This is a genomic window from Streptomyces sp. NPDC058812 (assembly GCF_042744565.1).
GTDB lineage: Bacteria > Actinomycetota > Actinomycetes > Streptomycetales > Streptomycetaceae > Streptomyces > Streptomyces thinghirensis.
On sequence record NZ_JBHYOB010000003.1, the window covers coordinates 315,203 to 341,608 of the forward strand.

Genomic DNA, 26,406 nt, shown 5'->3' on the forward strand with positions numbered 1-26,406 from the left:
TCGCCCCGGGGGGGCGGTCAGCCCTCCCGGAGAGAGTCCAGGAAGGGTTCGATGGCCGCCCGCCACGCCTCCGGCTGGTCGTAGTGGACGAGGTGGCCGGCGTCGGCGACCTCCGCGTACTGGCCGCGGGGCAGCACGCGGACCATCTCCTGCGCCTCGGCGCGGCCCAGCTCGCCGTCGAGGCCGCGCACGACCAGGGTCGGGCAGCGCACCTGGGCCAGCTCCTCCCAGTGGGCGTCGTAGACCCAGGTCTCGCGGGACCTGAGCATCTGCTCCGGCTCGAAGACGGGCCGCCAGCCGTCCGGGGACTCGGCCATCACCTCGGCGTAGAACGCGCCCCGGGCCGGGTTCGGCCGCTCCACCCACGGGTCGTCCTCGCCGAACCACTTGCGTACGTCGGCGAGCGTGGCGAAGGGGACCGGCCAGGCGCGGAACCACTCGGTCCAGGTGTGCTGCGAGGCGGCGCCGAGCGCGGAGGCCCGCATGTCGCAGATGATCAGACCGCGGACCAGGTCGGGGCGTTTGGCGGCGAGCTGCCAGGCGGTCAGCGCGCCCATGGCGTGGCCGATCAGGACGGCCGGGCCGAGGCCGAGCTGCTCCAGGGTGGCCTCGAGGTCCTCTACGTAGGCCTCGCGGGTGTAGGACGCCCGCGGGGGCTTGTCGCTGCGGCCGTGGCCGCGCTGGTCGAGGGCGACGGCCCGGTGACGCTCGGAGAGCCAGCGGGCGGTGGGGGCCCAGTGCGAGGCGCGGCCCATCAGGCCGTGGAGTAAGAGCACGCCCGGCAGGTCACCGGCCCCGTACGCGGCGCTCCCCCGGACCGTGTCCGCCGGGTTGTCCCCCGACGCCGTGTCATGCGTCCGGCGGTCGGTCTTGGGAGGGTCGCCGAACTCCCAGGCCGCGAGGCGTACGCCGCCCGCGCCGGTCACGTCGATGCGCCGCGCCATAGGTCCTGGCACCCCCAAGCTCCGCTCGGACCGTGTTCTGCCTGCCGTGCCTTGCCGTACCTGCCGTGGTGTCCGCGACCGATCGACGCTCGCAGAGTATCGAATGCCTATTCGAGAACGCCGTTCAGGCGGGCAACACCCCTCATTCGAGTGACACCTCTCAGGGATTGATCGCCGTCGCCGGGGGGAGATCTTCAACGGGAGGCGGACCGCTCGGGGAAAACGGTCCGAGGGGATTGACCCTGGGAGCTCGGGGCTCCGGGTCAGCACAGGGGAGGACAGGCCCCGGCGCCACACGGCGCCGGGGCCCTCTCCGTCTCTCCGGCACGCCCCACCCCTCTCCGTCCGGCCCCTCTCCGACCGGGCGACATCGCTGTCAGGCCACGGCCAAGAACTCCGCACGTCATATGCCTCACGCGACAGCCTTGCACGCGAAGCGTCCGGGCGCTGCGATTCGGCGCACTGAATCTCGGAAACGACGGGACCGGCCCGGTGGCGCGGATTCCCCTAGCACGGCGGGAAGTTGACTACCCGACGACCAAGGGCCCAACGACCGCTCAGCGCTTGGCGACGAACACGTGGGAGGCGATGTCCGCCTCCAGCTCGGCCGCCTCGCCGCCGCTGCCCACCAGCACGCCGCCCGCCGACTCCGTCACGCTCACCACCGAACCGGGCTGCACGCCCGCCCGGCGCAGCGTGTACATCAGCTGCGCGTCCGTCTGGATCGGCTCGCCGATACGGCGCACGACGACCGTCTTGCCCTCCAGCCCCGGGTCCAGGTCGGCGAGCGACACCATGCCCTCGTCCAGGAACGGGTCGGCGATGTCCGTCTCGCCCAGTTCCTCCAGGCCCGGGATCGGGTTCCCGTACGGCGACTCGGTCGGGTGCCGCAGCAGCTCCAGCACGCGGCGCTCGACGGCCTCGCTCATCACGTGCTCCCAGCGGCAGGCCTCGGCGTGCACCTGCTCCCACTCCAGGCCGATCACGTCGACGAGCAGGCACTCCGCGAGCCGGTGCTTGCGCATCACGCGGGTGGCCAGCCGACGGCCCTCGTCGGTCAGCTCCAGATGCCGGTCGGCCGCCACGGACACCAGACCGTCGCGCTCCATCCGCGCCACCGTCTGGCTGACCGTCGGGCCGCTCTGGTCGAGCCGCTCGGCGATCCGGGCGCGCATCGGGACCACACCTTCCTCCTCCAGCTCGAGGATGGTGCGGAGATACATCTCCGTGGTGTCGATCAGTCCGGACATTCGTGCCCCTTGATGAGATTGCCGGAGGCTACGGCCCACCGGCGCGTGCGCTGGCCCTGCATTCAATTCTGACGCATACCACCGACAACCGTGCCTCGCCGTGGAAACCCGGGCCCGCGCGGCCCACTGTGCCGCGTTGACGCCGTATTGACACCGCACTGGTCCAGACCGCACGGTGATCCGCGACGCAGCCACACCGAAGGGGTCCCGCATGAGCGACCGCAAGCCGGCCGGCCAGTTCATCGACGCCGCGATCGACCTCCTGCGACGCGTCCGCGACGAGGAGGCCGACACCGTCGAGGCGGCCGGCACGCTGCTCGCCGACACCGTGCAGGACGGCGGCCGGCTCTTCGCCTTCGGCGCGGGTCACTCCTCCCTCGCCGCCCAGGACGTCGTCTACCGCGCCGGCGGACTCGCCCTGATGAACCTGCTCGCCGTGCCCGGCGTCGTCGGCGTGGACGTGATGCCGGCGACGCTCGGCTCCGCGCTGGAGCGCGTCGCCGGCCTCGCGAGCGTCGTACTGGACTCCTCGCCGCTCCGCGAGGGCGACGCCCTGGTGATCGTCTCCCTCTCCGGGCGCAACGCCCTGCCCGTGGAGATGGCCCTGAACGCCCGCGCGCTCGGCGTACGGGTCATCGGCGTGACCTCGGTGGCGTACGCCTCCGAGACCAAGTCGCGGCACACCTCCGGCACCTTCCTCAAGGACCACTGCGACATCGTGCTGGACTCCAAGATCGCCGTCGGCGACGCGGAGCTCACCCTCGACACCGTCCCGGTGCCCTTCGCACCCGCCTCCACGGTCGTCACCAGCGCCCTCCTCCAGGCCGTGATGGCCACGGCGGCCGCCACCCTCGCCGACCGCGGCATCGAACCGCCCCTGCTGCGCTCGGGCAACGTGGACGGCGGCCACGAGTGGAACGGCCGCGTGCTGGACCAGTACCGCGACCGGATCTTCTACCGCCGCTGAGCGACCACGGCACGGGGGCGGAGGCAGACCGGTGCCGGACGCGCAGGGCAAACCCGTGCCGGACGCGCAGGGCAAACCCGTGCCGGACGCGCGGGGCAAACCCGTGCCGGACGCGCGGGGCAGACCCCGTGCCGGACGCGCGGGGCAGACCCCGTGCCGGACTCACCGCCCCGGACCAGCACGGGGCGCACCGCTCCGACCCCCACGGGCAGACCCGCGCCGGCACACCGCCCGGCCCCCAGGGGCGCGCCGCTCAGACCGGCACGGGGCGCACCGCCCAGACCCCCAGCGGGCGCGCCGCTCAGACCCGCGCAGGCGCACTACTCGGACCCGCGCAAGTGGCCACCATCCGAACCCGCGCACGGCCCTCACCCAGACCCGCGGAGCGGCCACCGCTCGGGCCTGGCGGGGCCCGCCGTCACAGACCCCCGCGGGACGCGCCGCCCGGGCGGGCGCCTGGCCGGGCGCTCAGACCCCCGCGGGACGCGCCGCCCGGGCCCCCGCGGGTGCGCCGTCCGGGGCCGGGGGCGTGGTCGGCCCCGGACGTCCCGGTTCGCCGCTACCGCTTCTCCACCTCGCCGGCCAGGTCCAGCGCCGTCGCGATGCGGACCGCCACGTCCTCGGCGTACATCGCGTCGGACCGCTCGAACGCGCTCCGCCCGGCGCCCCGCAGAAACGTGACAACGCCCAGCGTCCTGCCCCGGCTGCGCAGCACCGCGCACAGGCCGTGCACCGTGTCCGTCGGCCACTGCCGGGCCGCGGCCCACTCACGCACCTGCTCGGCCGGCACCGCCCGGACACCGGCGCTGGCCCGCACCGAGCCCGCCCGCTCCACGCACTGCACCGCCGGATGCCCCTCTCCGTAGCGCACCGGCATCCCCGCCGTCCCGGTCGGCACGCTCGGCCCGGGCGCACCGGACGGCGTGGCCGCGACCCGGACCAGCCGGACCGGGTCCGACGCGTCGGTGTCGGTCACCGCCCCGCCCACGACCCGGTCGATCAGGGCGTGGTCGGCGAACCCGGCGAGCGCGAAGTCCAGGTGGACGACCGCCGCCTCCGCCGGGTCCTCGCACTCGGCCGCCGCACGCGCCGCCCGGTGCAGCTGATTGGCCCGGAATCGCAGCAGCGCCGCCTCCTGCTCGGCCTGCTTCGACTCCGTGACGTCCTGGAACAGCCAGCCGACGCCCAACGGCACCGGCTCCTCCGCCAGCGGCGACGCCAGCCGCACGAACCCGCTGCGCCAGCACCGGCGCCGCTCACCCTCCGGGGTGCGCACGCTCACCCAGACCTCGGCGGGCGCGGGCGGCGCGCCCTCCGCCAGCACATGCGTCAGCGCGTTCTCCAGCTCCTCCACGCCCTGGACGAGCAGATCACCGAGCGGCCGGCCCAGTACGGAGGTGCGCCCGGCGCCCAGCGCACGCGCCGCGTGGGCGTTCACGACGGCGGGGCGCAGGTCCACGTCCACGAGCACGACACCCCAGCTCGCGTCCTCCAGCAGGGCCTCGCTCAGCGCGATGGACCGCTCCAGGTCGATCTGCGCGTGCACCTCGCTGAACGCGCAGTACACCCCCGCGGGCCTGCCGTCGGGACCGCGTACGGCCGCGGACTGGGTGCGCACCAGCACCCGCCCGCCGTCCTTGGTCAGCAGCGCGAACTCGTGCACCTGCCGCCCCGGGGCCCGCATCGCGGACAGCAGCCGCTCCTCGACCTCTCCGGCGTCCGCCCGGCGCACGGCCCACCCGGCGAAGCCCTGCCGCCCCACGGCCTCGGCCGCGGTCCAGCCCAGGATCCGCTCCGCCTCGCGGTTCCAGTGGGTGACGATGCCCTGCGCGTCGAAGGCGCACAGGGCGGCGTCCATCCCGTCGAGGAGCGCGGCCAACAGGTCCGCGCCGTCCCGCTCGGGCTGTTCCGGCTCGTCCGGCCCCAGCTCGTCGGTGGTCCCACTACGCCGGGAAGCACTCACCTGGACCCCCTGCAGGCTGCGTCCGCCGTACGGTACGTCGGTTCGCTCACTGGCCTTCATTCAACTCGAACGTGATGCAGCACACATCGAGTTCCCGCAAGATTGCAGAAATCGTTGTACTGCGGAAACTCGGCATACGCCGCCGTCATGAGGGGTGCGGGACGAGCCGCGGACCGACCCACGCGTCGCTCTCGCCGTCCAGTACGTACCGCTCCCGTCCCGCGAACCCGCGCGCCTGTCGCTCCGTCATGGGCGAAACCGTAGGTGACCAGCGAAGAAGCGTCCATGGGAGATCGGCGGCGAATCGGCTCGGAAAAACCGATTGATCGGTGGCCGAACGGTTCCTAGGGTGTGCGGTACACGAGAAGGGAGGTGGTTCGGCAGATGTATGAGAACCGGACGCGTGAGGTGGCTGCGGGCTAGCGGCCCGTCACCACACCGAGTGCGGTGCCGGACCAGCGCGTGAAAGACGCGTGCAGCCGGCCCAATCCCAAGCAGTCACCCGACCCGCGAGTCGCCGGTACGTCCGGCCGGCTCCTCCACTGGAGGAACCAGACTCGCGGGTCGTCTGCGTTTTCCGGACTCGTCGGACTCGTCAGTCCGCGATGTCGGCGTAGCCCTCGATGTCGCGCGGGTCGCGGGAGCCCGGGCCCACGTAGCGGGCGGAGGGGCGGACCAGGCGGCCGGTGCGCTTCTGTTCGAGGATGTGGGCCGACCAGCCGGCCGTGCGGGCGCAGGTGAACATCGAGGTGAACATGTGAGCCGGGACCTCGGCGAAGTCCAGCATGATGGCGGCCCAGAACTCGACGTTGGTGGCCAGGACCCGGTCGGGGCGGCGGGCGTGGAGTTCCGCCAGGGCGGCCTTCTCCAGAGCCTCGGCGACCTCGAAGCGAGGGGCGCCCAGTTCACGGGCGGTGCGGCGCAGGACGCGGGCGCGGGGGTCCTCGGCGCGGTAGACGCGGTGGCCGAAGCCCATGAGGCGTTCGCCGGCGTCGAGGGTCTTCTTGACGTAGGCCTCCGCGTCGCCGGTGCGCTCGATCTCCTCGATCATGTGCAGGACGCGGGAGGGGGCGCCGCCGTGCAGCGGGCCGGACATGGCTCCCACGGCGCCGGAGAGGGCCGCCGCCACGTCCGCGCCGGTGGAGGCGATGACGCGGGCGGTGAAGGTGGACGCGTTCATGCCGTGCTCGGCGGCGGAGGTCCAGTAGGCGTCGACCGCGGCGACGTGCTTGGGGTCGGGCTCGCCCCGCCAGCGGATCATGAAGCGTTCGACGACGGACTGCGCCTTGTCGATCTCCCGTTGCGGGACCATGGGCAGGCCCTGGCCGCGGGCCGACTGGGCGACGTAGGACAGGGCCATGACGGCGGCGCGGGCGAGGTCGGCGCGGGCCTGCTCGGCGTCGATGTCCAGGAGGGGTTTGAGGCCCCAGACGGGTGCGAGCATGGCGAGCGCGGACTGCACGTCGACGCGGATGTCGCCGGAGTGGACCGGGATCGGGAAGGGCTCCGCGGGCGGCAGGCCGGGGTTGAAGGCCCCGTCGACGAGCAGGCCCCAGACGTTGCCGAAGGAGACGTGCCCGACCAGGTCCTCGATGTCGACGCCGCGGTAGCGGAGGGCTCCGCCCTCCTTGTCGGGTTCGGCGATCTCCGTCTCGAACGCGACGACTCCCTCTAGCCCGGGTACGAAGTCGGACATCAGGCGGCTCCTCGTGATCGTGATGTGTGGCGACCGGTGCGGGGGCGGTGCGGTCGTCCCCATGGAACCGCCGGGTCCATCGGATCCGGCGGGCCCGTCGGATCCACGGTCGTCTCGACGACTCGCGGTCCTGGCGGTCACCCCTGTGATGCCCCGTACGGTCGGCGGTCATCCAACCGGATCGGGAGCAAGCACGATATCCCCGAGTGCCACGCTTGGGGAGGGGTTGCGGCACTCAGTGCCACTGGGTGACATAAGACACGGGCGCATCGGCCCGGATACGGCAGGATGGCCGGTGTGACCGATCGCGAAGCCGACTCCGCCGTTCCCTTCGATCTCGCCTCGATGCGCAAGCAGTACCGGGCCGAGGGGCTCTCGGAAACCGAGCTGGCGTCGACTCCCGTCGAGCAGTTCGCGCGCTGGTTCAAGCAGGCCGCGACGGAGGGCGGGCTGTTCGAGCCGAACGCCATGGTCGTCTCCACGGCGGACGCGGAGGGCCGGCCCGGCTCCCGCACGGTGCTGCTGAAGCACTTCGACGAGCAGGGGTTCGTCTTCTACACCAACTACGACTCCCGCAAGGCGCGTGACCTGGCCGAGAACCCGTACGTCTCGCTGCTGTTCCCCTGGCACCCGATGGCCCGGCAGGTGATCGTGACGGGGGTCGCGCGGCGGACCGGGCGGGACGAGACCGCCGCGTACTTCCGGACCCGGCCGCACGGCTCCCAGCTGGGTGCCTGGGCCAGCGTCCAGTCCGCGGTGGTGGCCGGCCGGGACGCCCTGGACTCCGCGTACGCCGAGCTGTCGGCGCGCTACCCGGAGGGCGAGCAGGTGCCGGTGCCACCGCACTGGGGCGGGTTCCGGGTGGTGCCGCGGGCGGTGGAGTTCTGGCAGGGGCGGGAGAACCGGCTGCACGACCGGCTGCGGTACGTGGCGGAGGCGGACGGGGGCGACGGGGGCTGGCGGGTGGAGCGGCTCAGTCCGTGAGCGGCCCGACCGGCGACTCCGACCGGCGTCGCTCAGTCCAGCGCCCCGTCCAGCAGCCGGGCCCACTGCTCGACCACGCGTTCCCGCCGGGCCGCGTCGTCGGTGAGGAGGTTGGCGAGGCCCAGGCCCCGGGCCATGTCCAGCAGCCCCTGGACGGTTTCGCGGGCGCCGGGGCGGGTCTCGTCGGCGCCGAGGAGGTCGACGGCGATGCGGTGCGTCTCGCGGCCGACGCGGGCCTCCAGCTCGGTCACCCGGCCGCGCAGCTGCTCCTCGTCGGAGGCGGCCACCCACAGGTGCAGGGCGGCGCGGAACAGCGGGCCGGTGTAGAGGTCGACCAGGGCGGCGACCACGGCCCGGCGGTCGTCCGCCGCCGCGCCCTCGGGGAACAGGGCCCGCAGCGCGACGGAGCGTTCCTCCGCGACGTATTCCACGGCCGCCGTGAAGAGGTCCTCGCGGGTCGGGAAGTGGTGCTGGGCGGCGCCCCGGGAGACGCCCGCGTGTTCGGCGACGACGGTGACCGTGGAGCCCGCCCAGCCGCGTTCGGCGAGGCAGGCCACGGCGGCTTCGAGGAGCCGTTGCCGGGTGACCCGGCTGCGGTCCTGCTTGGGAACGCGCTCCGCGCGGTCGGCCGTGTTCACGGCGCCGCTCACACCACCCATTCCGGATCCCGTCGTTCGAGGAAGGCCGTCATCCCCTCGCGGGCCTGCGGGGAGGCGAACAGCCGGGCCGAGAGCGCGGTCAGGCCGTCCGCGTCCCGGTCGAAGGCCTCCAGCACCCTAGCCGTGAGCAGCCGTTTCGTCTCGGCCAGCGCCTGCGGTGAGGCATGACGCACACCGTCCAGTACGGGTTCCAGTACGGCGTCCACGTCGTCGCCCGCCGCCGTGACCAGGCCGATCCGGGCGGCCTCGGCGGCGTCGAAGCGTTCGCCGGTGAGGAAGTAGCGGGCGAGGGCGCGGGGGTCGGTGCGGGGCAGGAGCGGGAGGGAGATGACGGCGGGGGCCACGCCGATCCGCACCTCGGTGAAGGCGAACGTGGCCGCGCGGGACGCCGCCGCGATGTCGCACACCGCCAGCAGGCCGAGGCCGCCCGCGCGGACGTGCCCGGTGACACGGGCGATCACCGGTTTCGGCACCTCGGCGATCTGCCGGAGCAGGCCGACCAGGGCGTCCGGGTCGGGCGGGTCGCGCAGGTCGGCGCCGGCGCTGAAGGTGTTGCCGGTGTGGGTGAGCAGGACGGCGCGGACGCCGGTGTCCTGGCCCGCGTCGGTGAGGGCGGCGGCCAGGTCGCCGACGAGGGCCGCCGAGAGGGCGTTGCGGTTGTGCGGCGAGTCGAGGGTGAGGGTCTCGACGCCCCGCGCGCGCGTGCGGGCGATCAAGGGGGCTTCCCGGCTCACGGGGGTTTCCCGGCTCACGTCCGCTCCCTGAGCTGTCGGCGGAGGATCTTGCCGCTGGCCGCCCTGGGCACGCCGTCGATGAAGGTGACCCGGCGGACGCGTTTGTAGGGGGCGACGCGTTCGGCGACGTACATCATGATCTCGCCCTCCGAGAGGTCGGGCGCGGCCGGCTGGCGCACGACGTAGGCGTGCGGCACCTCGTTCCCGTCGTCGTTGTAGGCGCCGATGACGGCCGCGTCGGCGACGCCGGGGTGGGTGAGCAGGAGGGCTTCGAGTTCTGCCGGGGCCACCTGGAAGCCCTTGTACTTGATCAGCTCCTTGACGCGGTCGACGACGAACAGCCAGCCGTCGGCGTCCACGTGCCCGACGTCCCCGGTGTGCAGCCAGCCGTCCTCGTCGATCATGGCGGTGGTGGCGTCGGGGCGGCCCAGGTAGCCCTTCATGACCTGGGGTCCGCGGATGAGGATCTCGCCGGACTCGCCGACTCCGAGGTCCTTGCCGGGGTCGTCGAGGGAGACGACGCGCATCTCGGTGCCGGCGATCAGCTTGCCGACGGTTCCGGGCGGCGCGGCGCTCATCGCGTCCAGGGGGACGATGTGCGTGCCCGGGGACAGCTCCGTCATGCCGTACGCCTGGCCGACGGGCGGCAGGCCGAGCCGCCGCGAGCAGGCGGCGGCGAGCTTCGCGTCCAGGGGGGCGGCGGCGCTGACGATGTACTTCAGGGACGAGAGGTCGTAGTCGGCGACCAGGGGGTGCTTGGCGAGGGCGAGGACGATCGGCGGGGCGACGTACAGGCCGGTGACGCGGTGGTTCTGGATGGCCGCGAGGAACTGCTCCAGGTCGAAGCGGGGCAGGACGACGACGGTGGCGCCGAGCCGCAGCGGGGCGTTCATGAGGGCGGTCAAGCCGTAGATGTGAAAGAAGGGCAGTACCGCCAGGACGCGGTCGCCCGGTGCGGCCGGCATCAGCGGTTCCAGCTGGGCGAGGTTGGTGGCGATCTGCCGGTGGGTGAGCATCACGCCCTTGGGGGTGCCGGTGGTGCCCGAGGAGTACGGCAGCGCGGCCACGTCCTCGGCCGGGTCGACGGTGACCGACGGTTCGGGCGCGGCGGACGCCAGCATGTCGACGAGCGAGCGGTGGCCGGGCGCGCTGTCGCAGACGAAGACCTCCTGGACGCCGCCCGCGAGTTCGGCGGCCCGGCGGGCGGTGTCCAGCAGGGGCGAGACGGTGACGATCCAGCGGGCCCGCGAGTCGCCGAGCTGCCCCGCGAACTCCTCCGCCGTGGCGAGCGGGTGCACCGTGGTGACCGAGGCACCCGCGCGCGTGGCGGCGTAGAAGGCCAGCGGGAAGGCGACGGTGTTGGGACTGTGCAGGGCGAGGACGTCGCCCTTGCGCACACCGGCCTCGGCGAGCGCGGCGGCGACGCGCCGGTGGAACCGGTCCACCTGCTCGTACGAGAGGGTGGTGCCGTCGGTGCCGTCGATCAGCGCCGGGGCGTCGCCGAACTCGGCGGCCCGGCCGAGCACCGCCTCGTGGATGGGCAGGTCGACGGGCGGGACGTCTGCGTACTCGCTGCGGAACATGGTTCCTCCAGTACGGACCGGTGTGGGCTAGTACGACTTGGGCAGGCCCAGGGTCTGGTGGGAGACGTAGTTGAGAATCATCTCCCGGCTGACCGGGGCGATACGAGCCACGCGGGAGGCCGTTATCAGCGAGGCGAGCCCGAACTCGCGGGTGAGGCCGTTGCCGCCGAGGGTGTGCACGGCCTGGTCGACGGCCTTCACGCAGGCCTCCCCGGCGGCGTACTTGGCCATGTTGGCCGCCTCTCCGGCGCCCATGTCGTCGCCGGCGTCGTACAGATGCGCCGCCTTCTGCGTCATCAGGCGGGCCAGTTCGAGGTCGATGTGCGCCTGGGCGAGGGGGTGGGCGATGGCCTGGTGGGCGCCGATGGGGGACTTCCAGACGGTGCGTTCGCGGGCGTAGTCGAGGGCGCGGGAGAGCGCGAAGCGGCCCATGCCGATCCCGAACGCCGCCGTCATGATGCGCTCGGGGTTGAGTCCGGCGAAGAGCTGGAGGAGGCCCGCGTCCTCGTCGCCGACGAGCGCGTCGGCGGGCAGCCGCACGTCGTCGAGGGTCAGTTCGAACTGCTTCTCGGCGGCGTTCAGTTCCATGTCGATCTGGCGGCGCTCGAAGCCGGGGGTGTCGCGGGGGACGATGAACAGGCAGGGTTTGAGCTTGCCGGTGCGGGCGTCTTCGGTGCGGCCGACGATGAGGGTGGCGTCGGAGATGTCGACGCCGCTGATGAAGACCTTGCGGCCGGTGAGGACCCAGTCGGTGCCGTCGCGGCGGGCGGTGGTGGTGATGCGGTGGCTGTTGGAGCCGGCGTCGGGCTCGGTGATGCCGAAGGACATGAGGCGGGTGCCGTCGGCGAGGGACGGGAGCCAGTCCTGTTTCTGGGCCTCGGTGCCGAAGCGGGAGATGACGGTGCCGCAGATCGCCGGGGAGACGATCATCATCAGCAGGGGGTTGCCGGCGGCGCCCATCTCTTCGAGGACGAGGGAGAGTTCGGTGATCCCGCCGCCGCCACCGCCGTATGCCTCCGGCAGGTTGACGCCGATGTAGCCGAGCTTGGCGGCTTCCTGCCAGAAGTGCTTGTTGTCGGTGCCGAGGGTGCGGGGGTGGTTCTTGGCGAAGGTGGATACCGCTTCGCGGAGGGACTTGTGCTCGTCGGATTCGATGAGGGTGGTCACGGAACTCCTTCGGTCGCTCTTCGGGTGCGGGTCCGTCGTGGCTGGTCGTGCTCACGCGGCGGAGCCGCATGTTCTGTACAGCCCCGCGCCCCTGGGTCAGCCGGTCTCGACGACCGCCAGGAGGGTGCCCATCTCCACTTGCCGCCCAGGAGCCACTGGCAGCGCGGTCAGCTTCCCCGTGGCCGGGGCGGTGATCCGGTGTTCCATCTTCATCGCCTCCAGCCACAGGAGGGGCTGGCCGGCCTGGACCGTCGTCCCCTCCGTGAGGCCCTCCGCGACGCGGACGACCGTGCCCGGCATGGGGGCGAGGAGGGAGCCCGGGGCGTGCTGGGCGGTGGGGTCGGGGAAGCGGGGCAGGGCGGTGAGGCGGGTGGCGTTCACGTGGATCCGGTCGCCGTACGCCGCCACCTCGAACCGGCGCCGGACACCGTCCGCTTCCAGCAGGACCAGGTGCGCGTCCGCGTGGACGACGCGTACGCCGTCGGCGGCCGGACCCGTGCGGGTGTGGTGGTAGCGGACCTCGTGTTCCTCGCCCGCCATGGCGTAGCGCTTCACCTGGGGCCGCGAGGGCAGGTTGCGCCAGGCACCGCCGAAGCGGGAGCGGCCGTGGGCGTCGGCGAGGGCGGCGGCCAGCGGGGCGAGGGGGTCGGCCGTCCCACCGCGGGTGAGGTCGGCGAGGTGGCGGTCGTAGAAGCCGGTGTCCATGCGGGCGGACGTGAACTCCTCGTGGCGCAGGGAGCGGACGAGCAGGTCCCGGTTGGTGACCGGGCCGTGGATCGCGGCCCGTTCCAGGGCGCCGGCGAGGCGGCGGACGGCCTCCGCGCGCGTGGGCGCGTGGGCGACGGCCTTGGCGAGCATCGGGTCGTAGTGGACGCCGATGTCGTCGCCGTCGGTGTAGCCGGTGTCGAGGCGGATGCCGTCCGGGACGGCGAGGCGGTGCAGGCGGCCGGTCTGCGGTGCCCAGCCGTTCGCCGGGTCCTCGGCGTACAGGCGGGCCTCGACGGCGTGGCCACGCGCGCGCGGGGGATCGTTTTCGAGGGCGTGGCCTTCGGCGACGCGGAGTTGGAGGGCGACGAGGTCGAGGCCGAAGACCGCCTCCGTGACCGGGTGCTCGACCTGGAGGCGGGTGTTCATCTCCAGGAAGTGCGCCCTGCCGTCCGCGACGAGGAACTCGACGGTCCCGGCGCCGGCATAGTCGACGGCGCGGGCGGCGCGTACGGCGAGATCGTGGAGCTCACCGGTGAGTTCGGGTGTCAGGCCCGGTGCCGGGGCCTCCTCGATCACCTTCTGGTGGCGGCGCTGGAGGGAGCAGTCGCGGGTGCCGAGGGCCCACACCGTGCCGTGGGTGTCGGCGAGGATCTGCACCTCGACGTGGCGGCCGTTCTCGACATAGGGCTCCACGAACACCTCGCCGTCGCCGAAGGCGCTCGCCGCCTCCGCGCGGGCCGCGGTCAGCTCGTCGTCGAGGTCGCCGAGGTGCCGTACGACGCGCATGCCGCGTCCGCCGCCGCCCGCCGCCGCCTTCACCAGGACCGGCAGGTCGGCCTCGGTGACGCGGGTGAGGGGCGCGATGCCCATCAGTTCCTTGGCGCGCGTCTTGGACGCCATCGCCTCGATCGCCTCCGGCGGCGGTCCGATCCAGGTCAGGCCCGCGTCGACGACGGCGCGTGCGAAGCCGGCGTTCTCGGAGAGGAAGCCGTAGCCGGGGTGGACGGCGTCGGCGCCGGCGGCGACGGCGGCCTTCACGATCAGGTCGCCGCGCAGGTAGGTGTCGGCGGAGGCCGCGCCCGGCAGTCGTACCGCCGCGTCGGCCACGCGCGCGTGGAGGGCGTTTTCGTCGGCGTCCGAGTGCACGGCGACCGTCCGGATTCCCAACTCACGACAGGTGCGGAAGATCCGGCAGGCGATCTCGCCCCGGTTGGCGACGAGGACAGTGCTGATCAAGGCGCTTCCCTCAGATTCGTTCACGGTGTTTCCCTCACATCCGGAAGACGCCGAAGCCGCCGCGCGCGCCCTCGTAGGGCGCGGTGTGGACGGCCGACAGACACAGGCCGAGCACGGTGCGGGTGTCGCGCGGGTCGATGACGCCGTCGTCGTAGAGCCGCCCGGACAGGAACATGGGCAGCGACTCCGACTCGATCTGCTGCTCCACCATGGCGCGCAGCGCCGCGTCGCCCTCGTCGTCGTACGGCTGTCCCTTGGCGGCGGCCGACTGGCGGGCGACGATGGAGAGCACTCCGGCGAGCTGCTGCGGGCCCATGACGGCGGACTTGGCGCTGGGCCAGGTGAAGAGGAAGCGCGGGTCGTAGGCGCGGCCGCACATGCCGTAGTGACCGGCGCCGTAGGAGGCGCCGAGGAGGACGGAGAGGTGGGGGACGCGGGAGTTGGAGACCGCGTTGATCATCATCGCGCCGTGCTTGATGATGCCGCCCTGCTCGTACTCCTTGCCGACCATGTAGCCGGTGGTGTTGTGCAGGAAGAGGAGCGGGATGTCGCGCTGGTTGGCGAGCTGGATGAACTGGGCGGCCTTCTGCGACTCCTCGCTGAACAGCACCCCTTGGGCGTTGGCCAGGATGCCCACCGGATAGCCGTGCAGGGCCGCCCAGCCGGTCGTCAGGCTCGTTCCGTAGAGCGGCTTGAACTCGTCGAAGTCGGAGGCGTCGACGATCCGGGCGATGACCTCGCGCGGGTCGAAGGGGGTCTTGAGGTCGCCGGGGACGATGCCGAGGAGTTCCTCCGGGTCGTACTTCGGCGGCTCGGCCGGGCCCGGATCGGGGTGAGCCTTGCGGTGGTTGAGGCGGGCGACGACGCGGCGGGCCTGGCGGAGGGCGTCGGGTTCGTCCACGGCGAAGTAGTCGGCGAGTCCCGACACGCGCGCGTGCATCTCCGCGCCGCCCAGCGACTCGTCGTCGCTCTCCTCGCCGGTGGCCATCCTGACCAGCGGCGGCCCGCCGAGGAACACCTTCGCGCGCTCCTTGACCATGATCACGTGGTCGGACATGCCGGGGATGTACGCGCCCCCGGCGGTCGAGTTGCCGAAGACGACGGCGACGGTGGGGATGCCGGCCGCCGACAGCCGGGTGATGTCCCGGAAGATCCCGCCGCCGGGGATGAAGATCTCCTTCTGCGACGGCAGGTCGGCGCCTCCGGACTCGACCAGGCTGACGCAGGGCAGCCGGTTGGCGAGCGCGACGTCGTTGGCGCGCAGGGCCTTCTTCAGTGACCAGGGGTTGCTGGCACCGCCGCGCACGGTCGGGTCGTTGGCGGTGATCAGGCACTCCACGCCCTCGATCGTGCCGATGCCGGTGACCAGGGAGGCGCCCACGGTGTACTCGCTGCCCCAGGCCGCCAGCGGCGACAGCTCCAGGAAGGGCGTGTCGGGGTCGAGGAGCAGCTCGATGCGCTCGCGGGCGAGGAGCTTGCCGCGCCCCCGGTGCCGGGCGACGTACTTCTCGCCGCCGCCGGCCAGCGCCTTGGCGTGCTCGGTGTCGAGGTCGGCGAGTCTGGCGAGCATCGCCTCGCGGTTGGCCCGGTGGTCGGGGGCGGAGGGGTCGAGGGCGGAGGCGAGGACGGTCACAGGAGAACCTCCGGGATGTCCACGTGCCGGGCGCGCAGCCACTCGCCGAGCGCCTTGGCCTGCGGGTCGAATCGGGCCTGCGCGGCGACGCCCTCGCCGAGGATGCCCTCGACGACGAAGTTGAGGGCGCGCAGGTTGGGGAGTGTGTGCCGGGTGACGGGCAGGTCGCGGGCCTCCGGGATCAGCTCCCGGAACCGGTCGGCGGTCAGCTCGTGCGCCAGCCAGCGCCAGGCGTCGTCGGTCCGCGCCCACACGCCGACGTTGGCGTCCCCGCCCTTGTCGCCGCTGCGGGCGCCGGCGACGAGGCCGAGGGGGGCGCGGCGTGCGGGACCCGGCGGGAGCGGCTTCGGCGGCGGCGGTTCCGGTACCTCCGCCAGTACGGCGGTGTCCTGGGCGCCTGGTACGGGAATCCGTTGCCCGTCGTGGAGGACGGCCACATGGTCGACGGCGCCATGGGGGACGTACACATCCTCGAAGACCCCATAAGGCGCGCCCTTTCCTGGTGGCGCCAGCACATGGAAGCCGGGATAGCTGGCGAGGGCCAGCTCGATGGCGGCCCCGCTCAACGCCCGCCCGACGACCTGCTGGTCGGCGTCCCGGACGACGAGCCGCAGCAGGGCGCCGGCCGTCTCCTCGGTCGGGGCGTCGGGCCGGTCGGTGCGGACCAGGTCCCAGCGGACGTCGGCGACCTTGCCGAGGGCGGGTTCCATCTGGGCCCGCACCAGGGCTGCCTTGGCCTCGACGCCGAGGCCGGTGAGCACGAAGGCCACCTCGTTGCGGAAGCCGCCGAGACGGTTGCGGCCGACCTTGAGGGTGGGCGGCGGGGCCTCGCCTCGCACGCCCTCGACGCGAACGCGGTCGGGCCCGTCCTGGGTGAGCCGTACGGTGTCCAGCCGGGCGGTGACGTCGGGCCCCGCGTACCGGGCGCCGCCCGTCTCGTACAGCAGCTGGGCGGTCACCGTGCCCACGTCGACGAAGCCGCCGGTGCCGTCGTGCTTGGTGATGACGCAGCTGCCGTCGGCGTGCAGTTCGGCGAGCGGGAAGCCGGGCCGGCGGACGTCACCCTCCTCGAAGAACGCGTAGTTGCCGCCGGTCGCCTGCGCCCCGCACTCCAGCACGTGTCCGGCGACGACGGCGCCCGCGAGCCGGTCGTACTCCGTGGGCGCCCAGCCGAAGTGCGCGGCGGCGGGCCCGGTGACCAGGGCGGCGTCGGTGACCCGGCCGGTGACGACCACGTCGGCGCCCGCGCGCAGGCACGCGGCGATGCCGAACCCGCCGAGGTAGGCGTGGGCGGCCAGCGCTCCCGGGTGGTCGGCCGTGAGGTCGTCGCCCTCGACGTGCGCGACCCGTACGGGAATGCCGAGCCGTGCGGCGAGGGCGCGTACGGCGTCGGCGAGTCCGGCGGGGTTGAGCCCGCCGGCGTTGGCGACGATCCTGACGCCCCGCTCGTGGGCGAGGCCGAGGCACTCCTCCAGTTGCCGCAGGAAGGTGCGGGCGTACCCGGCGTCCGGGTCCTTCAGCCGGTCCCGGCCCAGGATGAGCATGGTCAGCTCGGCGAGGTAGTCGCCGGTGAGGACGTCCAGCGGGCCGCCGGTGAGCATCTCGCGCATGGCGTCGAAACGGTCGCCGTAGAAGCCGGAGGCGTTGCCGATGCGGAGCGCGGTCACCGGGCGTCCCCCTTCGGCGGGCGTCCGGCTCCCGCCGGGCGTCCCGCTCCCGGCGGCCCCGCGAAGGCCTGGGCGATGTCCAGCCAGCGGTCGGCGTCCGGCCCCTCGGCACACAGGGCGAGGTCCGCGCGGTGGGCGCGCTGGGTGGCGAGGAGACAGAAGTCGAGGGCGGGGCCGGTGACGCGCTGGTCGGCGGCCTCGGGGCCGTAGGTCCACAGCTCCCCGCAGGGTGCGGTGAGTTCGACGCGGAACGGCTCGGCGGGCGGGGTGAGGCCGTGGGTCGCGTAGGCGAAGTCCCGGGCGCGGACGCCGATGCGGGCGATGTGCCTCAGCCGGTCGGTGGGCGGGCGCGTCACGCCGAGGGTGTCGGCGACGTCGAGGCCGTGGGCCCAGGTCTCCATCAGGCGGGCGGTGGCCATGGAGGCGGCGGCCATGGGCGGGCCGTACCAGGGGAAGCGTGCGCCGGGGGCCGACTCGCGCAGCGCCTTGTCGAGGGCGGCGCGGCCCTCCCGCCAGGCGGCCAGCAGCTCGGCGGGGGCCTGCCGGGCGCCTTCCTCGGCACCGTCGTCGACGTACCGGTCGGGCGCGGCGAGGGCCTGCTCCACCAGGGCGCGGAAGCCGTCCTCGTCGGTGACGGCGAGCAGGGCGGACCGGTCGGTCCAGGCCAGGTGCGCGATCTGGTGGGCGATCGTCCAGCCGGTGGCCGGGGTGGCGAGCGTCCACTGCTCCGGGCTCAACCGGGCGACCAGCGCGTCGAGTTCCTCACTCTCCTCGCGCAGGTCGTCGATCACGGGCGTCGGGTCGGACACGGGCGCTCCCCTCGGGCACGGCGGCGTGCGGCGCGGTGTGGTGAGGAGCATGGCAGGGGGGTCGGTAACAATCAAGCATGCTTGCATGATTTTTGCCCGCGGAGGTCCGCGGAGGTCCGCAGAGGTTTGCGGAGGACCGAGGCCCCGGGCGGTGAGGGACGTCAGGCCTCCTGTCCGGGCTCGGACCTCAGTCCGCGCGCCAGACCGTCATGTCCGCGGTGACGAAGCCGATGTCCGGCATGGCGGTCGACTTCACCTGGAGGACCAGCAGCACGATGTCGCCGTTGCGGTGCTTGGCGCAGATCTCGGTCCCGGCCGAGGCGGCGGCCAGCGGGAGGCGGTGGCCGTCGATGTCGGCCTCGGACTCGACGTCGGCCATCCTCTGACGGCAGTCCTCGTACGTGGTGCCCGGCTCGCCGAGCATCATGGAGAAGACGCTGGTGTCGCTCTCCAGCGCGCAGGTCTGCGCGCAGGTGAAGCGGATGTCTCCCTTGCGGTTGTCGCGTGTCTTCCCATCGCTGACGCTGAGTGAGTTCTTGGCGTCCAGCCACTGAGGACCGTAGGCGTGGGCCACCGGAGTGGTGGAACCGGCGGCGGCACCGTCGGCCGCCGCATCCGGCGCGGCCGGCCCGTCGGCCCCCGACGCGGACCCCTCCGTGGCCACCGTTCCGGACGCCGGGCCTCCGGACGCCACATCGCCGGGCGCCGCACCGCCGGGCGCCGATGATCGTGCCGTCGGGCCGGGGCCCCCGGACTCGGACGCGGACGCGGCCGTGTCCCGGTCGCGGTTTCGGTCCATCGCGTCCCGCAGCGTCCACGCCGCCGTGAGTACCAGCCCGCCCGCGGCCAGGGCGGCGGCCGCGACCAGGGCGACACGTCTCCTGCGGCGCCTCCGCTCGTCCGGCCCGGCCGGCCGCTGCGGCGCGGTCGTGCCGTACGGACCGGCGGGCCAGGGCGCGGCACCCGGACCGTACGGGGCGGCGCCCGGCCCATGCGGGGCACCCGGTCCGTACGGGGCGCCCGGCCCCTGAGCGGTGGCAGACCACTGAGCGGTGGCGGGCCCCTGCGGGGCGGCCGCCGGTTGCGGGGCGGTCCACGGCCGCGTGTGCACCGCGGTGAGAGCCCGCGACGGCTCCGGAGCCGGGACAGGCGGCGGAACCGTCACCTCCGACCCCGCGAACTCCCGCCAGACGTCCGGCCCCGCTCCCGTCTCGACGTCCCGCCCCAGTTCCCGCCGGCACCACTCGACGGCCTCCGCCGGGGTGACCCGCTCCCCCGGTTCAGCGGCAAGGCACCGGGCGAGCAGCCCGCGCAGCTGCTCGGGCAGCCCGGACAGGTCGGGTTCGGAGTGCACGATCCGGTACAGCACGCTGACCGCGGGCCCGTCCCCGTAGAGCGGCCTGCCCAGCGCCGCGAAGGCGGCCGTCTGGCCGAGTGCGAAGACGTCGGTCGCCGCCGTGACGTCACCCGCGGACGCCTGCTCGGGAGCCATGTACTGGGGCGTGCCGATCGCGGTGCCCGTGGCGGTGTGCGCGGTGCTGTCGGCGGCGAGCGAGATGCCGAAGTCGATGACCCGCGGTCCGTCCGAGGCGAGCAGCACGTTCGAGGGCTTGAGGTCCCGGTGCACGATCCCCGCACCGTGGATGGCCTGCAACGCCTCGGCGACCCCCGCCATCAGCCACAGCACCGCGGGCACCGGCAGCGGCCCGCTCCGGGCGACGACGTCCGACAGGGCGGGGCCGGGCACGTACAGCGTGGCCAGCCAGGGCGGCGCGCCGTCCGGGTCGGCGTCGATCAGTTCGGCGGTGTAGGCGCCCTTCACCTTCCGGGCCGCCTGGATCTCCCGGCCGAAGCGCCGCCGGAAGGTCGGGTCGTCGGCCAGTTCCGACCGTACGACCTTGATGGCCACCGGCCGGCCGCCCTGGGTGTGGGACAGGTAGACCCGGCCCATGCCGCCCGCGCCGAGTCGCGCCGCGAGGCGGTAACCGGCCACCGTGCGTGGATCGTCGTCCTGCAAAGGCTGGAAGACCTCGGCCGTGTGGTTCATCGGTTCCCTCCCCATGATCCCGATGAGATGACCAGGTCCGCAGCCTATGCGTTGCGGGTGACGACAGGTCCGACCGGGTGCCGGGGCGGGGTGCCGGGCCGGCACGCCGCCGGCCTCCGGGGGAGGCGCCCGGACGCGTCAGATACGTCGGACGTCGAACACCGGACGTCAGGCGGTCAGCGCCGCGAGCTCCGCTTCGGCGCGCTCGGTGACCAGGGTGAGAACCCGACCGGCGGCGGCCAGGTCCTCGGCGGGTATCCCGCCCCAGATACGGGCGGAGACGGGGGCGGTCACCGCGCCGACGGCGGCGAGCAGTTCTCGCCCCGCGTCCGTGGGGCGCAGGTGCGCGCCGTCGGTGGCGAGCAGATGCTTGGCCAGCAGTTCGTCGAGAGCAGCGTGAACGGCGGCCGGATCGGCCTTGAGGGAACCCCTGACCCGCTCGACGAGATCGGCCCGAGTCGGCGGGGCCTCGGCGTTGGCGGCGTCCCTCAGCGCGATCTGCTGCTGGAACGTCACGCCGTGCCGGGCCAGGAAGTGCTCCAGGACGCCGCGGGCGGCGTAGTGGGCCAGGCCGAGGACACGGGCGTCAGCGGCGGGCACGGTGGCCGCGGACGCGTGGTCGGTGGTGGTGGCGTTGCCGGTGGTGGTCATGTCGTTGTCCCCTGTCTCTTGTCGTTCGGTACGGCTGGAGCGAGAGGTACGTCGAGCAAGGCCGTCAGCTCGTCGGTGAACGCGCGCGTCCGCGCGGCGTCGAGGCCTCCGAGCGGCTCCAGCAGCTGCTGGAGCAGTTCCCGCACCACTGCGACGGCCTGCCGCGTGACGGCCTGCCCCTGCTCGGTGAGGGCAAGCTGCACGGCGCGTGGGTCGCGGGGATCACGCGTGCGCTCGATCAGTCCGGCCGACTCCAGAGCGCGCGCCAGTTTGGAGACGTACAGCGCCTCCATGCCCGTGTGGTCGGCGAGCCGGCGCTGGCTGGGCCGCTCACCTGTGCTCTGCATGCCGTGCAGAGACGCGACCAGTGAGTACTGGGCGTGCGTGAGGCCCAGCGGAGCCACCGCGCGATCGACCGCGACGCGCCACTTGTTGGCGAGCCGCCATACCAGGAAGCCGGGCGTGGGACCGGGTGAACCCTTGCTCATGACAGGTAGAGTACATGGCTACTATGTACATGGCTACTATTTTGCTGGCTACGCGCCCTTGGGCAGGTCCGGGACCGCCTTCACCCGCCGCCTGCGCCCCACCTGCGTACGCACCGCCCCCATGCTGGCCGCGATGACCAGGGCGATGGCGGCGGCCTGAGTGGCGGACAGGGCCTGGTCGAGGATGAGGAAGCCGGCCGCCGCGGCGATGGCGGGTTCCAGGCTCATGAGGATGGCGAAGGTGGGCGCCGGCAGGCGGCGCAGGGCGAGGAGTTCGAGGGTGTAGGGCAGGACGGAGGAGAGCAGCGCGACCCCGGCGCCCAGCGCCAGCGTCACCGGGTCGAGGAGCTTGCCGCCCGACTCGGCGATGCCCAGCGGCAGGAACAGCACGGCCCCGACCGCCATGGCGAGGGCCAGCCCGTCGGCCTGGGGAAAGCGGCGCCCGGTGCGTGAGCTGAAGATGATGTACGCGGCCCACATCCCGCCCGCCCCCAGCGCGAAGGCGGCACCGGCCGGGTCGAGGCTGTCGAAACCGCCGCCGCCGAGGAGGAACACGCCGGCCAGCGCGAGCGCGGCCCAGACCAGGTTGACGGCGCGCCGGGAGGCGACGACGGAGAGGGCGAGCGGGCCGAGCACCTCCAGGGTGACGGCGGGGCCGAGCGGGATGCGGTCGACGGCCTGGTAGAAGAGGCCGTTCATGCCTGCCATGGCGATGCCGAAGGCGACGACCGTGCCCCAGTCGGCCCGCGAGTGCCCGCGCAGCCGGGGCCGGCAGATGAGGAGCAGGACGACGGCGGCCACGACCAGCCGCAGGGTCACCACGCCGAGCGCGCCGGCCCGGGGCATGAGGCTGACCGCCAGCGCGGCACCGAACTGCACGGAGAAGCCACCGGCGAGGACCAGACCGACCGGCCCCAGGGAGCCCCGTCCGCTCGGGGCACCCGTCTGGTCGGAGGCGGGCCCCGTGCCCCCCACAGGTGCGGTGGCCGCGGTGGCCGGGGTGGACGGGGTGGCGGCGCTGGGGGTGGTCACGGGGCCTTCCTGGGTCTTGGCGCGGAGTCTTGGCGCGGGGCACGGAACTCTGCCGGGCACCGCGGTCGCACTGCGCCGGCCGGTCCAGAGTAATGACCTCCGGACAGGACCGTGCAGGGTTTACACACCTGACGATGAGTCCCTCGCCCCGCCCGGGTCAACTCCGTCCGTCATACGGACCGCCCGTCACGGCGGGTACCGTCCCCATGGCGCATCCCGTGCCCGCCCCCCACCACATATCCCGAGGTCCCGTGCGACGACTCCTTGCCCGCCTCTGGCGGCTCCTGCGCCCTGTCCAAAGCCGCGTCATGTGGATCCTGCACGCCAAGTTCGTGGTCGGCGTGACCGGCGTCGTACGCGACGACGAGGGGCGGGTCCTGCTCCTGAAGCACCGGATGTGGCCGCCGGGCCGCCAGTGGGGCCTGCCGAGCGGTTTCGCGCGCAAGGGCGAGGACTTCCGGGAGACCGTGGTCCGCGAGGTGCGGGAGGAGACGAACCTCGACGTGGAGGTGGGCCGCCTGGTCATGCTGAACAGCGGCTTCCGCACCCGCCTGGAGGTGGCCTACGAGGCCCGCCTGCTGGGCGGTGAGCTGCGCATCGACCCCTTCGAGGTCCTGGAGGCCCGCTGGTGCCGCCCGGACGAGCTGCCCGAGGGCGTCCAGCCGGTGTGCCATCCGCTGGTGCGGGGCGAGACGGTGCCCTGAATCGCCCGCGCGGGTGTGTCGAAAGCGCCGGTCTCCGATCGACGCAAGGGGTGAAGACACACACCCACCCCCGAGGAGCACCCCTCATGACCACCGTGACCGCGGACCTGGCCATCGCCCTCGACGGCTACGTCGCCGGCCCGAACGTCACCCTGGACAACCCGGGCGGCGACGGCGCCGAGCCGATCTTCGAGTGGATCCACACCCTGGCGAGCTGGCGGGAGCGCCAGGGCATGACCGGCGGGGACGAGAACCGCGACTCCGAGCTGATCCGCGAGTGGTTCGACGCCACCGGGGCGGTGGTCATGGGCCGGACGATGTACGACACGGGCGAGGAGTTCTGGGGCGACAACCCGCCGTTCCGCACCCCGGTCTTCGTCCTCACCCACCGCCCCCGCCCCACCCTCGTGAAGGAGGGCGGTACCACCTTCACCTTCGTCACCGACGGCATCCACAGCGCACTGGACCAGGCGAAGGCCGCCGCCGGGGACCGGAACGTCGACATCGGGGGCGGGGCGAGCACGGTGCGGGAGTACCTCGGAGCCGGGCTCATCGACGAACTCCAGCTGCACGTGGTGCCCGTGCTCCTCGGCGACGGGCTGCGCCTCTTCGAGGCACTGGACCCGGGGCGGCACGACCTCGAACAGATCAGGGTCGTCGAGACGCCCCTGGCCACCCACCTGAAGTACCGCTTTCCGAAGTGACCCGGACGCCGCCGGTCAGCCCATGCTTTTGGCGCCGTCCAGGGACTCGCGGATGATGTCGGCGTGGCCGGCGTGCTGAGCGGTCTCGGCGACGATGTGCATCAGCACCCGGCGGGCCGACCACTGCCTGTCGGCCTCGAACCACGGAGCCTTCGGCAACGGCTGCGTGGCCCCCAGGTCGGGCAGCGTGGCGACCAGGTCGTCGGTCCGGCGGGCCGCCTCGGCGTAGTCGGCCAGGACACCGGCCAGCGTCTCACCGGGCAGCATCCGGAACTCGTCGGCCCGCTGGACCCAGTCGGCCTCGGTCATGGCCGTGAAGTCTCCCATCGCCGACGGACCGTCCACGATGAAGTTCGCCCAACCCCGCTCGACCGAGGACACGTGCTTGATCAAGCCGCCCAGGCAGAGTTCGCTCGCGGTGGTCCGGAGTCCGGCCTGCTCGTCGGTGAGGTCACGGGTGGTGAAGCGCAGGAAGTGCCGTTGGTTGGCCAGCATCTCCAGCAGGTCGGCGCGCTCACCGGTGACGGCCGGGGCCTCGGTCGGGTCGCCGGTGGTCAGGTCGCGGGTGGTCGACTCGTCGAGAGTGGTCATGGTCTCCGCCTTCCGGTGTTCTGCTCCGTCGGTCGAGGACCACGCTATGACCTGTATAGGTCAGAGAATGTCCTAGATCACGCACGGCCCGGCGCGGAGTGCCTAGAGCGCGATCTCACCGCCGCCCATCAGCAGGCCCAGCCCCTCGGTGTCGTCGAAGGTGTCCCCGGACAGCCGGGTGACACCCTCGGTGGCAGGTCCCTTCGCCGTACCGGGCAGCACCCACGCGACGCCGTCGACCGTGTCGCTGCCCGGCGCGGTCACCACGAGGTCGGCACGGCCGTCGCCGTCCAGGTCGGTGAGGCCGACCGAAGCGCCGAAGTCGGCGTCCCCGCCCGGCGCGGCGCCGAGGTCGTCCCCGTCGAACAACCGGGCCCCCTCACCGCTGAGCCCGTCCGGCCCACCCGCCAGGAACAGAACCTGCTCCGGCCCCGGCTCCCCGTACACGTCCCACCGCGGCGCCCCGGCCACCACGTCCGCGTATCCGTCGCCGTTGACGTCCCCGGTGTCCAGGGCTACGAAGGCGGCGTCCTCGCCCACGGGTTCCTCGCCGGGCACGCCGGGAGTGTGCCGGTCGACGGTCGTCGTCCGCTTCCCCGGCCCGGCCTCCGACCCGTACACCACCGTCACCGAGCTGCGGCTCGCGTCGCCGCCCCGGGGACTGAGGACCAGATCGTCGTAGCCGTCGCCGTCCACGTCACCGATCGCCCCCTCCCCCGCGTCGGGGAGGCGGGTGCCCTCCGGCTGCGTGAAGCCGTCCCGGCCGCCGCGCAGGTAACTCACCGGCTGGTTCCTTTCGGACCAGGGCACCTCGGGTCCCGTGTCGGCGTCGTGGAAGCTCACCAGGTCGTCGATGCCGTCGCCGTCGAGGTCCCCGGCGACGAGGTCGCCGTAGTTCGCGGTGTCGACGTCCGGCGCGGGTCGACGCGGGGCGGGGACGCGGCCCGTCCCGGCGGGGGTGCCGTCGCGCCCGAAGGGCCCTTTGAACAGGCCCTTGTCGGAGCCGAGCCCGAAGACCAGGTCGGCGGCGAGGAGGGCGTCTCTCCGTCCCACACCTTCGAGCGGATCGACAACTACCCCATGCAGTAGCTGAACTGATGCGGCTCCAGAAACGACGCTCCGCTCGACTGGACCGGTCCACCGGTCCACCGGTCCAGTCTTTGGTTGTGGCCGCGTGGGACGACGCCAGTGCGCTGCCGCGCTCGAAGTCGTGCCACGGACGCAAACACGGCGAAACCGCGGCGACCGTCCGACCGGCCCCGGGGCGCGGCCACCAGCTGAAGGCTGATCGGAGCTGATGACATGACCGAGCCTATCGGCCGCCTCATCACGTGGGTGAGCCTGCTGCTCAAACCCCGAGGTGCCCACCACCGCACCGGCCCACGCCGAGCGGCCCTCCCCACACCGCACCATCCAGCCGCAATCGGCGTGGTCCCCCTTCCCTCCTACCGCAGCCCCTACGGCCTGCCCTTCGTCCTCGACGGCGCCGAAACGGCGGCCGTACGCCCATACGTCCGCGCGAGCGTGCTGCAAGAACTGGAGGCGGCCGCGTGACCCAACCACCCGAGCCGCGTCTGCTCCCCTGGTCAGGCCCCGAGAGCCTTCGACTCGGTGAACTGAGGAGCAGACGAACCGTGGCGGCCCCGACTCCTCCTGCGGAGCCGTCCTGCCTCGGGCAACTGCGAGCAGAACGAGGCCGATCCGCTGCCTCTAGGGTGTCCACACGAAGATTCACCGATCGGCCCGGAGATGCCATGCCACTGCAGATGAAGTTGGCCGCGATAACACTCGACTGCCCCGACCCGCCGGCCCTGGCGGCGTTCTATCAGCGGGCCACCGGTCTTGAGCCCCACCCGAATTCGGATGCCGACTTCGCGGGTCTCAACCGTGCGGACGGCCTCTTCATCGGATTTCAACGGGTCGACGACTACCGGGCCCCGCTCTGGCCCGGCCAAAGCGTTCCCCAGCAGCTGCACCTCTGCTTCTACGTCGCGGACCTGGACGAGGCCGAGGCCCTGCTGCTCGAGCTGGGGGCGGGGAAGCCGGATCACCAGCCTCATGAGGCGGCCAGGGCGCGTGTACTCACCGACCCCGCTGGTCATCCCTTCTGCATCTGTCGAGGCTGATCAGCGTCCCCTGGCCGACGAAGCCGGCTGAGCCTCTCGGATCCGCCGATTCCGCTCTCAGAT

General features: G+C 73.1%; 24 protein-coding genes. 6 read left to right on the top strand and 18 right to left on the bottom strand.

Annotated features, from left to right (window positions below; genetic code table 11):
• Nucleotides 1–17 precede the first annotated feature (17 nt).
• Nucleotides 18–944 carry an alpha/beta fold hydrolase gene (locus tag ACFW48_RS08305; protein ID WP_386311581.1) on the bottom strand — a complete coding sequence of 309 codons (927 nt, stop codon included), beginning with the start codon at nt 942–944 and terminating at the stop codon, nt 18–20.
• Between the two features lie 557 nt (nt 945–1,501).
• Nucleotides 1,502–2,194, bottom strand: coding sequence for a metal-dependent transcriptional regulator (locus tag ACFW48_RS08310; RefSeq protein ID WP_386311582.1), 693 nt, complete (start codon nt 2,192–2,194; stop codon nt 1,502–1,504).
• 211 nt (nt 2,195–2,405) lie between these two features.
• Here ACFW48_RS08310 and ACFW48_RS08315 point away from each other — a divergent pair, with 211 nt between their 5' ends.
• Nucleotides 2,406–3,161, top strand: a complete 756-nt coding sequence (locus ACFW48_RS08315; protein ID WP_386311584.1) for an SIS domain-containing protein — start codon at nt 2,406–2,408, stop codon at nt 3,159–3,161.
• A gap of 559 nt (nt 3,162–3,720) precedes the next feature.
• Here the strand turns inward: ACFW48_RS08315 and ACFW48_RS08320 are convergent.
• Both ACFW48_RS08320 and ACFW48_RS08325 read right to left on the bottom strand, forming a co-directional pair.
• Nucleotides 3,721–5,184 (bottom strand): PAS domain-containing protein, encoded by a 1,464-nt coding sequence (locus ACFW48_RS08320; RefSeq protein WP_386311586.1) that lies wholly within the window; start codon nt 5,182–5,184, stop codon nt 3,721–3,723.
• Nucleotides 5,185–5,719: 535 nt separating this feature from the next.
• A complete protein-coding gene (locus tag ACFW48_RS08325) occupies nt 5,720–6,820 on the bottom strand; it encodes a citrate synthase 2 (RefSeq protein WP_345632514.1) in 1,101 nt (366 codons plus the stop codon).
• Between the two features lie 288 nt (nt 6,821–7,108).
• Between ACFW48_RS08325 and pdxH the strand changes: the two genes are divergently transcribed.
• Nucleotides 7,109–7,804 carry a pyridoxamine 5'-phosphate oxidase gene (gene pdxH, locus ACFW48_RS08330; RefSeq protein ID WP_386311588.1) on the top strand — a complete coding sequence of 232 codons (696 nt, stop codon included), beginning with the start codon at nt 7,109–7,111 and terminating at the stop codon, nt 7,802–7,804.
• Between the two features lie 32 nt (nt 7,805–7,836).
• On the opposite strand, the gene ACFW48_RS08335 is transcribed toward pdxH, so the two are convergent.
• The 12 genes from ACFW48_RS08335 to ACFW48_RS08390 all read right to left on the bottom strand — a co-directional run bounded on the left by ACFW48_RS08335 (nt 7,837) and on the right by ACFW48_RS08390 (nt 22,218).
• The gene (locus tag ACFW48_RS08335; protein ID WP_386311590.1) at nt 7,837–8,463 is read right to left on the bottom strand and encodes a TetR/AcrR family transcriptional regulator; all 627 of its coding nucleotides are present in this window, start codon (nt 8,461–8,463) and stop codon (nt 7,837–7,839) included.
• Entirely contained in the window at nt 8,451–9,215 is a 765-nt protein-coding gene (locus tag ACFW48_RS08340; RefSeq protein WP_386311592.1) for an enoyl-CoA hydratase family protein, read from the bottom strand. The genes ACFW48_RS08335 and ACFW48_RS08340 overlap by 13 nt, the downstream gene beginning before the upstream one ends.
• Nucleotides 9,212–10,780, bottom strand: coding sequence for a 4-coumarate--CoA ligase family protein (locus tag ACFW48_RS08345; RefSeq protein ID WP_386311594.1), 1,569 nt, complete (start codon nt 10,778–10,780; stop codon nt 9,212–9,214). Before ACFW48_RS08345 ends, ACFW48_RS08340 begins: the two co-directional genes overlap by 4 nt.
• A gap of 27 nt (nt 10,781–10,807) precedes the next feature.
• On the bottom strand, nt 10,808–11,947 hold the full coding sequence (locus ACFW48_RS08350; protein ID WP_386311596.1) for an acyl-CoA dehydrogenase family protein: 1,140 nt from the start codon (nt 11,945–11,947) through the stop codon (nt 10,808–10,810).
• A 96-nt stretch (nt 11,948–12,043) separates the two neighbouring features.
• Nucleotides 12,044–13,891 carry a biotin carboxylase N-terminal domain-containing protein gene (locus ACFW48_RS08355; RefSeq protein WP_386311598.1) on the bottom strand — a complete coding sequence of 616 codons (1,848 nt, stop codon included), beginning with the start codon at nt 13,889–13,891 and terminating at the stop codon, nt 12,044–12,046.
• Nucleotides 13,892–13,925: 34 nt separating this feature from the next.
• On the bottom strand, nt 13,926–15,524 hold the full coding sequence (locus tag ACFW48_RS08360; RefSeq protein ID WP_386311600.1) for an acyl-CoA carboxylase subunit beta: 1,599 nt from the start codon (nt 15,522–15,524) through the stop codon (nt 13,926–13,928).
• The gene (locus tag ACFW48_RS08365; RefSeq protein ID WP_386311602.1) at nt 15,521–17,191 is read right to left on the bottom strand and encodes an acyclic terpene utilization AtuA family protein; all 1,671 of its coding nucleotides are present in this window, start codon (nt 17,189–17,191) and stop codon (nt 15,521–15,523) included. Before ACFW48_RS08365 ends, ACFW48_RS08360 begins: the two co-directional genes overlap by 4 nt.
• Complete coding sequence (locus ACFW48_RS08370; RefSeq protein ID WP_386311604.1) at nt 17,188–18,000, bottom strand: TIGR03084 family metal-binding protein; 813 nt, start codon at nt 17,998–18,000, stop codon at nt 17,188–17,190. The genes ACFW48_RS08365 and ACFW48_RS08370 overlap by 4 nt, the downstream gene beginning before the upstream one ends.
• Nucleotides 18,001–18,187: 187 nt before the next feature.
• A complete protein-coding gene (locus tag ACFW48_RS08375; RefSeq protein WP_386311606.1) occupies nt 18,188–20,047 on the bottom strand; it encodes a protein kinase in 1,860 nt (619 codons plus the stop codon).
• 168 nt (nt 20,048–20,215) lie between these two features.
• Entirely contained in the window at nt 20,216–20,698 is a 483-nt protein-coding gene (locus ACFW48_RS08380; protein ID WP_386311608.1) for a MarR family transcriptional regulator, read from the bottom strand.
• The gene (locus tag ACFW48_RS08385; RefSeq protein WP_386311610.1) at nt 20,695–21,186 is read right to left on the bottom strand and encodes a MarR family winged helix-turn-helix transcriptional regulator; all 492 of its coding nucleotides are present in this window, start codon (nt 21,184–21,186) and stop codon (nt 20,695–20,697) included. The genes ACFW48_RS08380 and ACFW48_RS08385 overlap by 4 nt, the downstream gene beginning before the upstream one ends.
• Before the next feature lie 48 nt (nt 21,187–21,234).
• Nucleotides 21,235–22,218, bottom strand: coding sequence for a DMT family transporter (locus tag ACFW48_RS08390; protein WP_386311612.1), 984 nt, complete (start codon nt 22,216–22,218; stop codon nt 21,235–21,237).
• A 251-nt stretch (nt 22,219–22,469) separates the two neighbouring features.
• Here ACFW48_RS08390 and ACFW48_RS08395 point away from each other — a divergent pair, with 251 nt between their 5' ends.
• Together ACFW48_RS08395 and ACFW48_RS08400 are read left to right on the top strand one after the other, a co-directional pair.
• Nucleotides 22,470–22,922 carry an NUDIX hydrolase gene (locus ACFW48_RS08395; RefSeq protein ID WP_386311614.1) on the top strand — a complete coding sequence of 151 codons (453 nt, stop codon included), beginning with the start codon at nt 22,470–22,472 and terminating at the stop codon, nt 22,920–22,922.
• Between the two features lie 86 nt (nt 22,923–23,008).
• Nucleotides 23,009–23,626, top strand: coding sequence for a dihydrofolate reductase family protein (locus ACFW48_RS08400; protein ID WP_386311616.1), 618 nt, complete (start codon nt 23,009–23,011; stop codon nt 23,624–23,626).
• 15 nt (nt 23,627–23,641) lie between these two features.
• On the opposite strand, the gene ACFW48_RS08405 is transcribed toward ACFW48_RS08400, so the two are convergent.
• On the bottom strand, nt 23,642–24,217 hold the full coding sequence (locus ACFW48_RS08405; protein ID WP_386311618.1) for a DinB family protein: 576 nt from the start codon (nt 24,215–24,217) through the stop codon (nt 23,642–23,644).
• A 102-nt stretch (nt 24,218–24,319) separates the two neighbouring features.
• Nucleotides 24,320–25,270, bottom strand: coding sequence for a hypothetical protein (locus tag ACFW48_RS08410; protein WP_386311620.1), 951 nt, complete (start codon nt 25,268–25,270; stop codon nt 24,320–24,322).
• Between the two features lie 249 nt (nt 25,271–25,519).
• On the opposite strand from ACFW48_RS08410, the gene ACFW48_RS08415 reads away from it, so the two are divergent.
• Nucleotides 25,520–25,771, top strand: coding sequence for a hypothetical protein (locus ACFW48_RS08415; protein ID WP_386311622.1), 252 nt, complete (start codon nt 25,520–25,522; stop codon nt 25,769–25,771).
• A 200-nt stretch (nt 25,772–25,971) separates the two neighbouring features.
• Nucleotides 25,972–26,343, top strand: a complete 372-nt coding sequence (locus ACFW48_RS08420) for a VOC family protein (RefSeq protein WP_386311623.1) — start codon at nt 25,972–25,974, stop codon at nt 26,341–26,343.
• Nucleotides 26,344–26,406 lie beyond the last annotated feature (63 nt).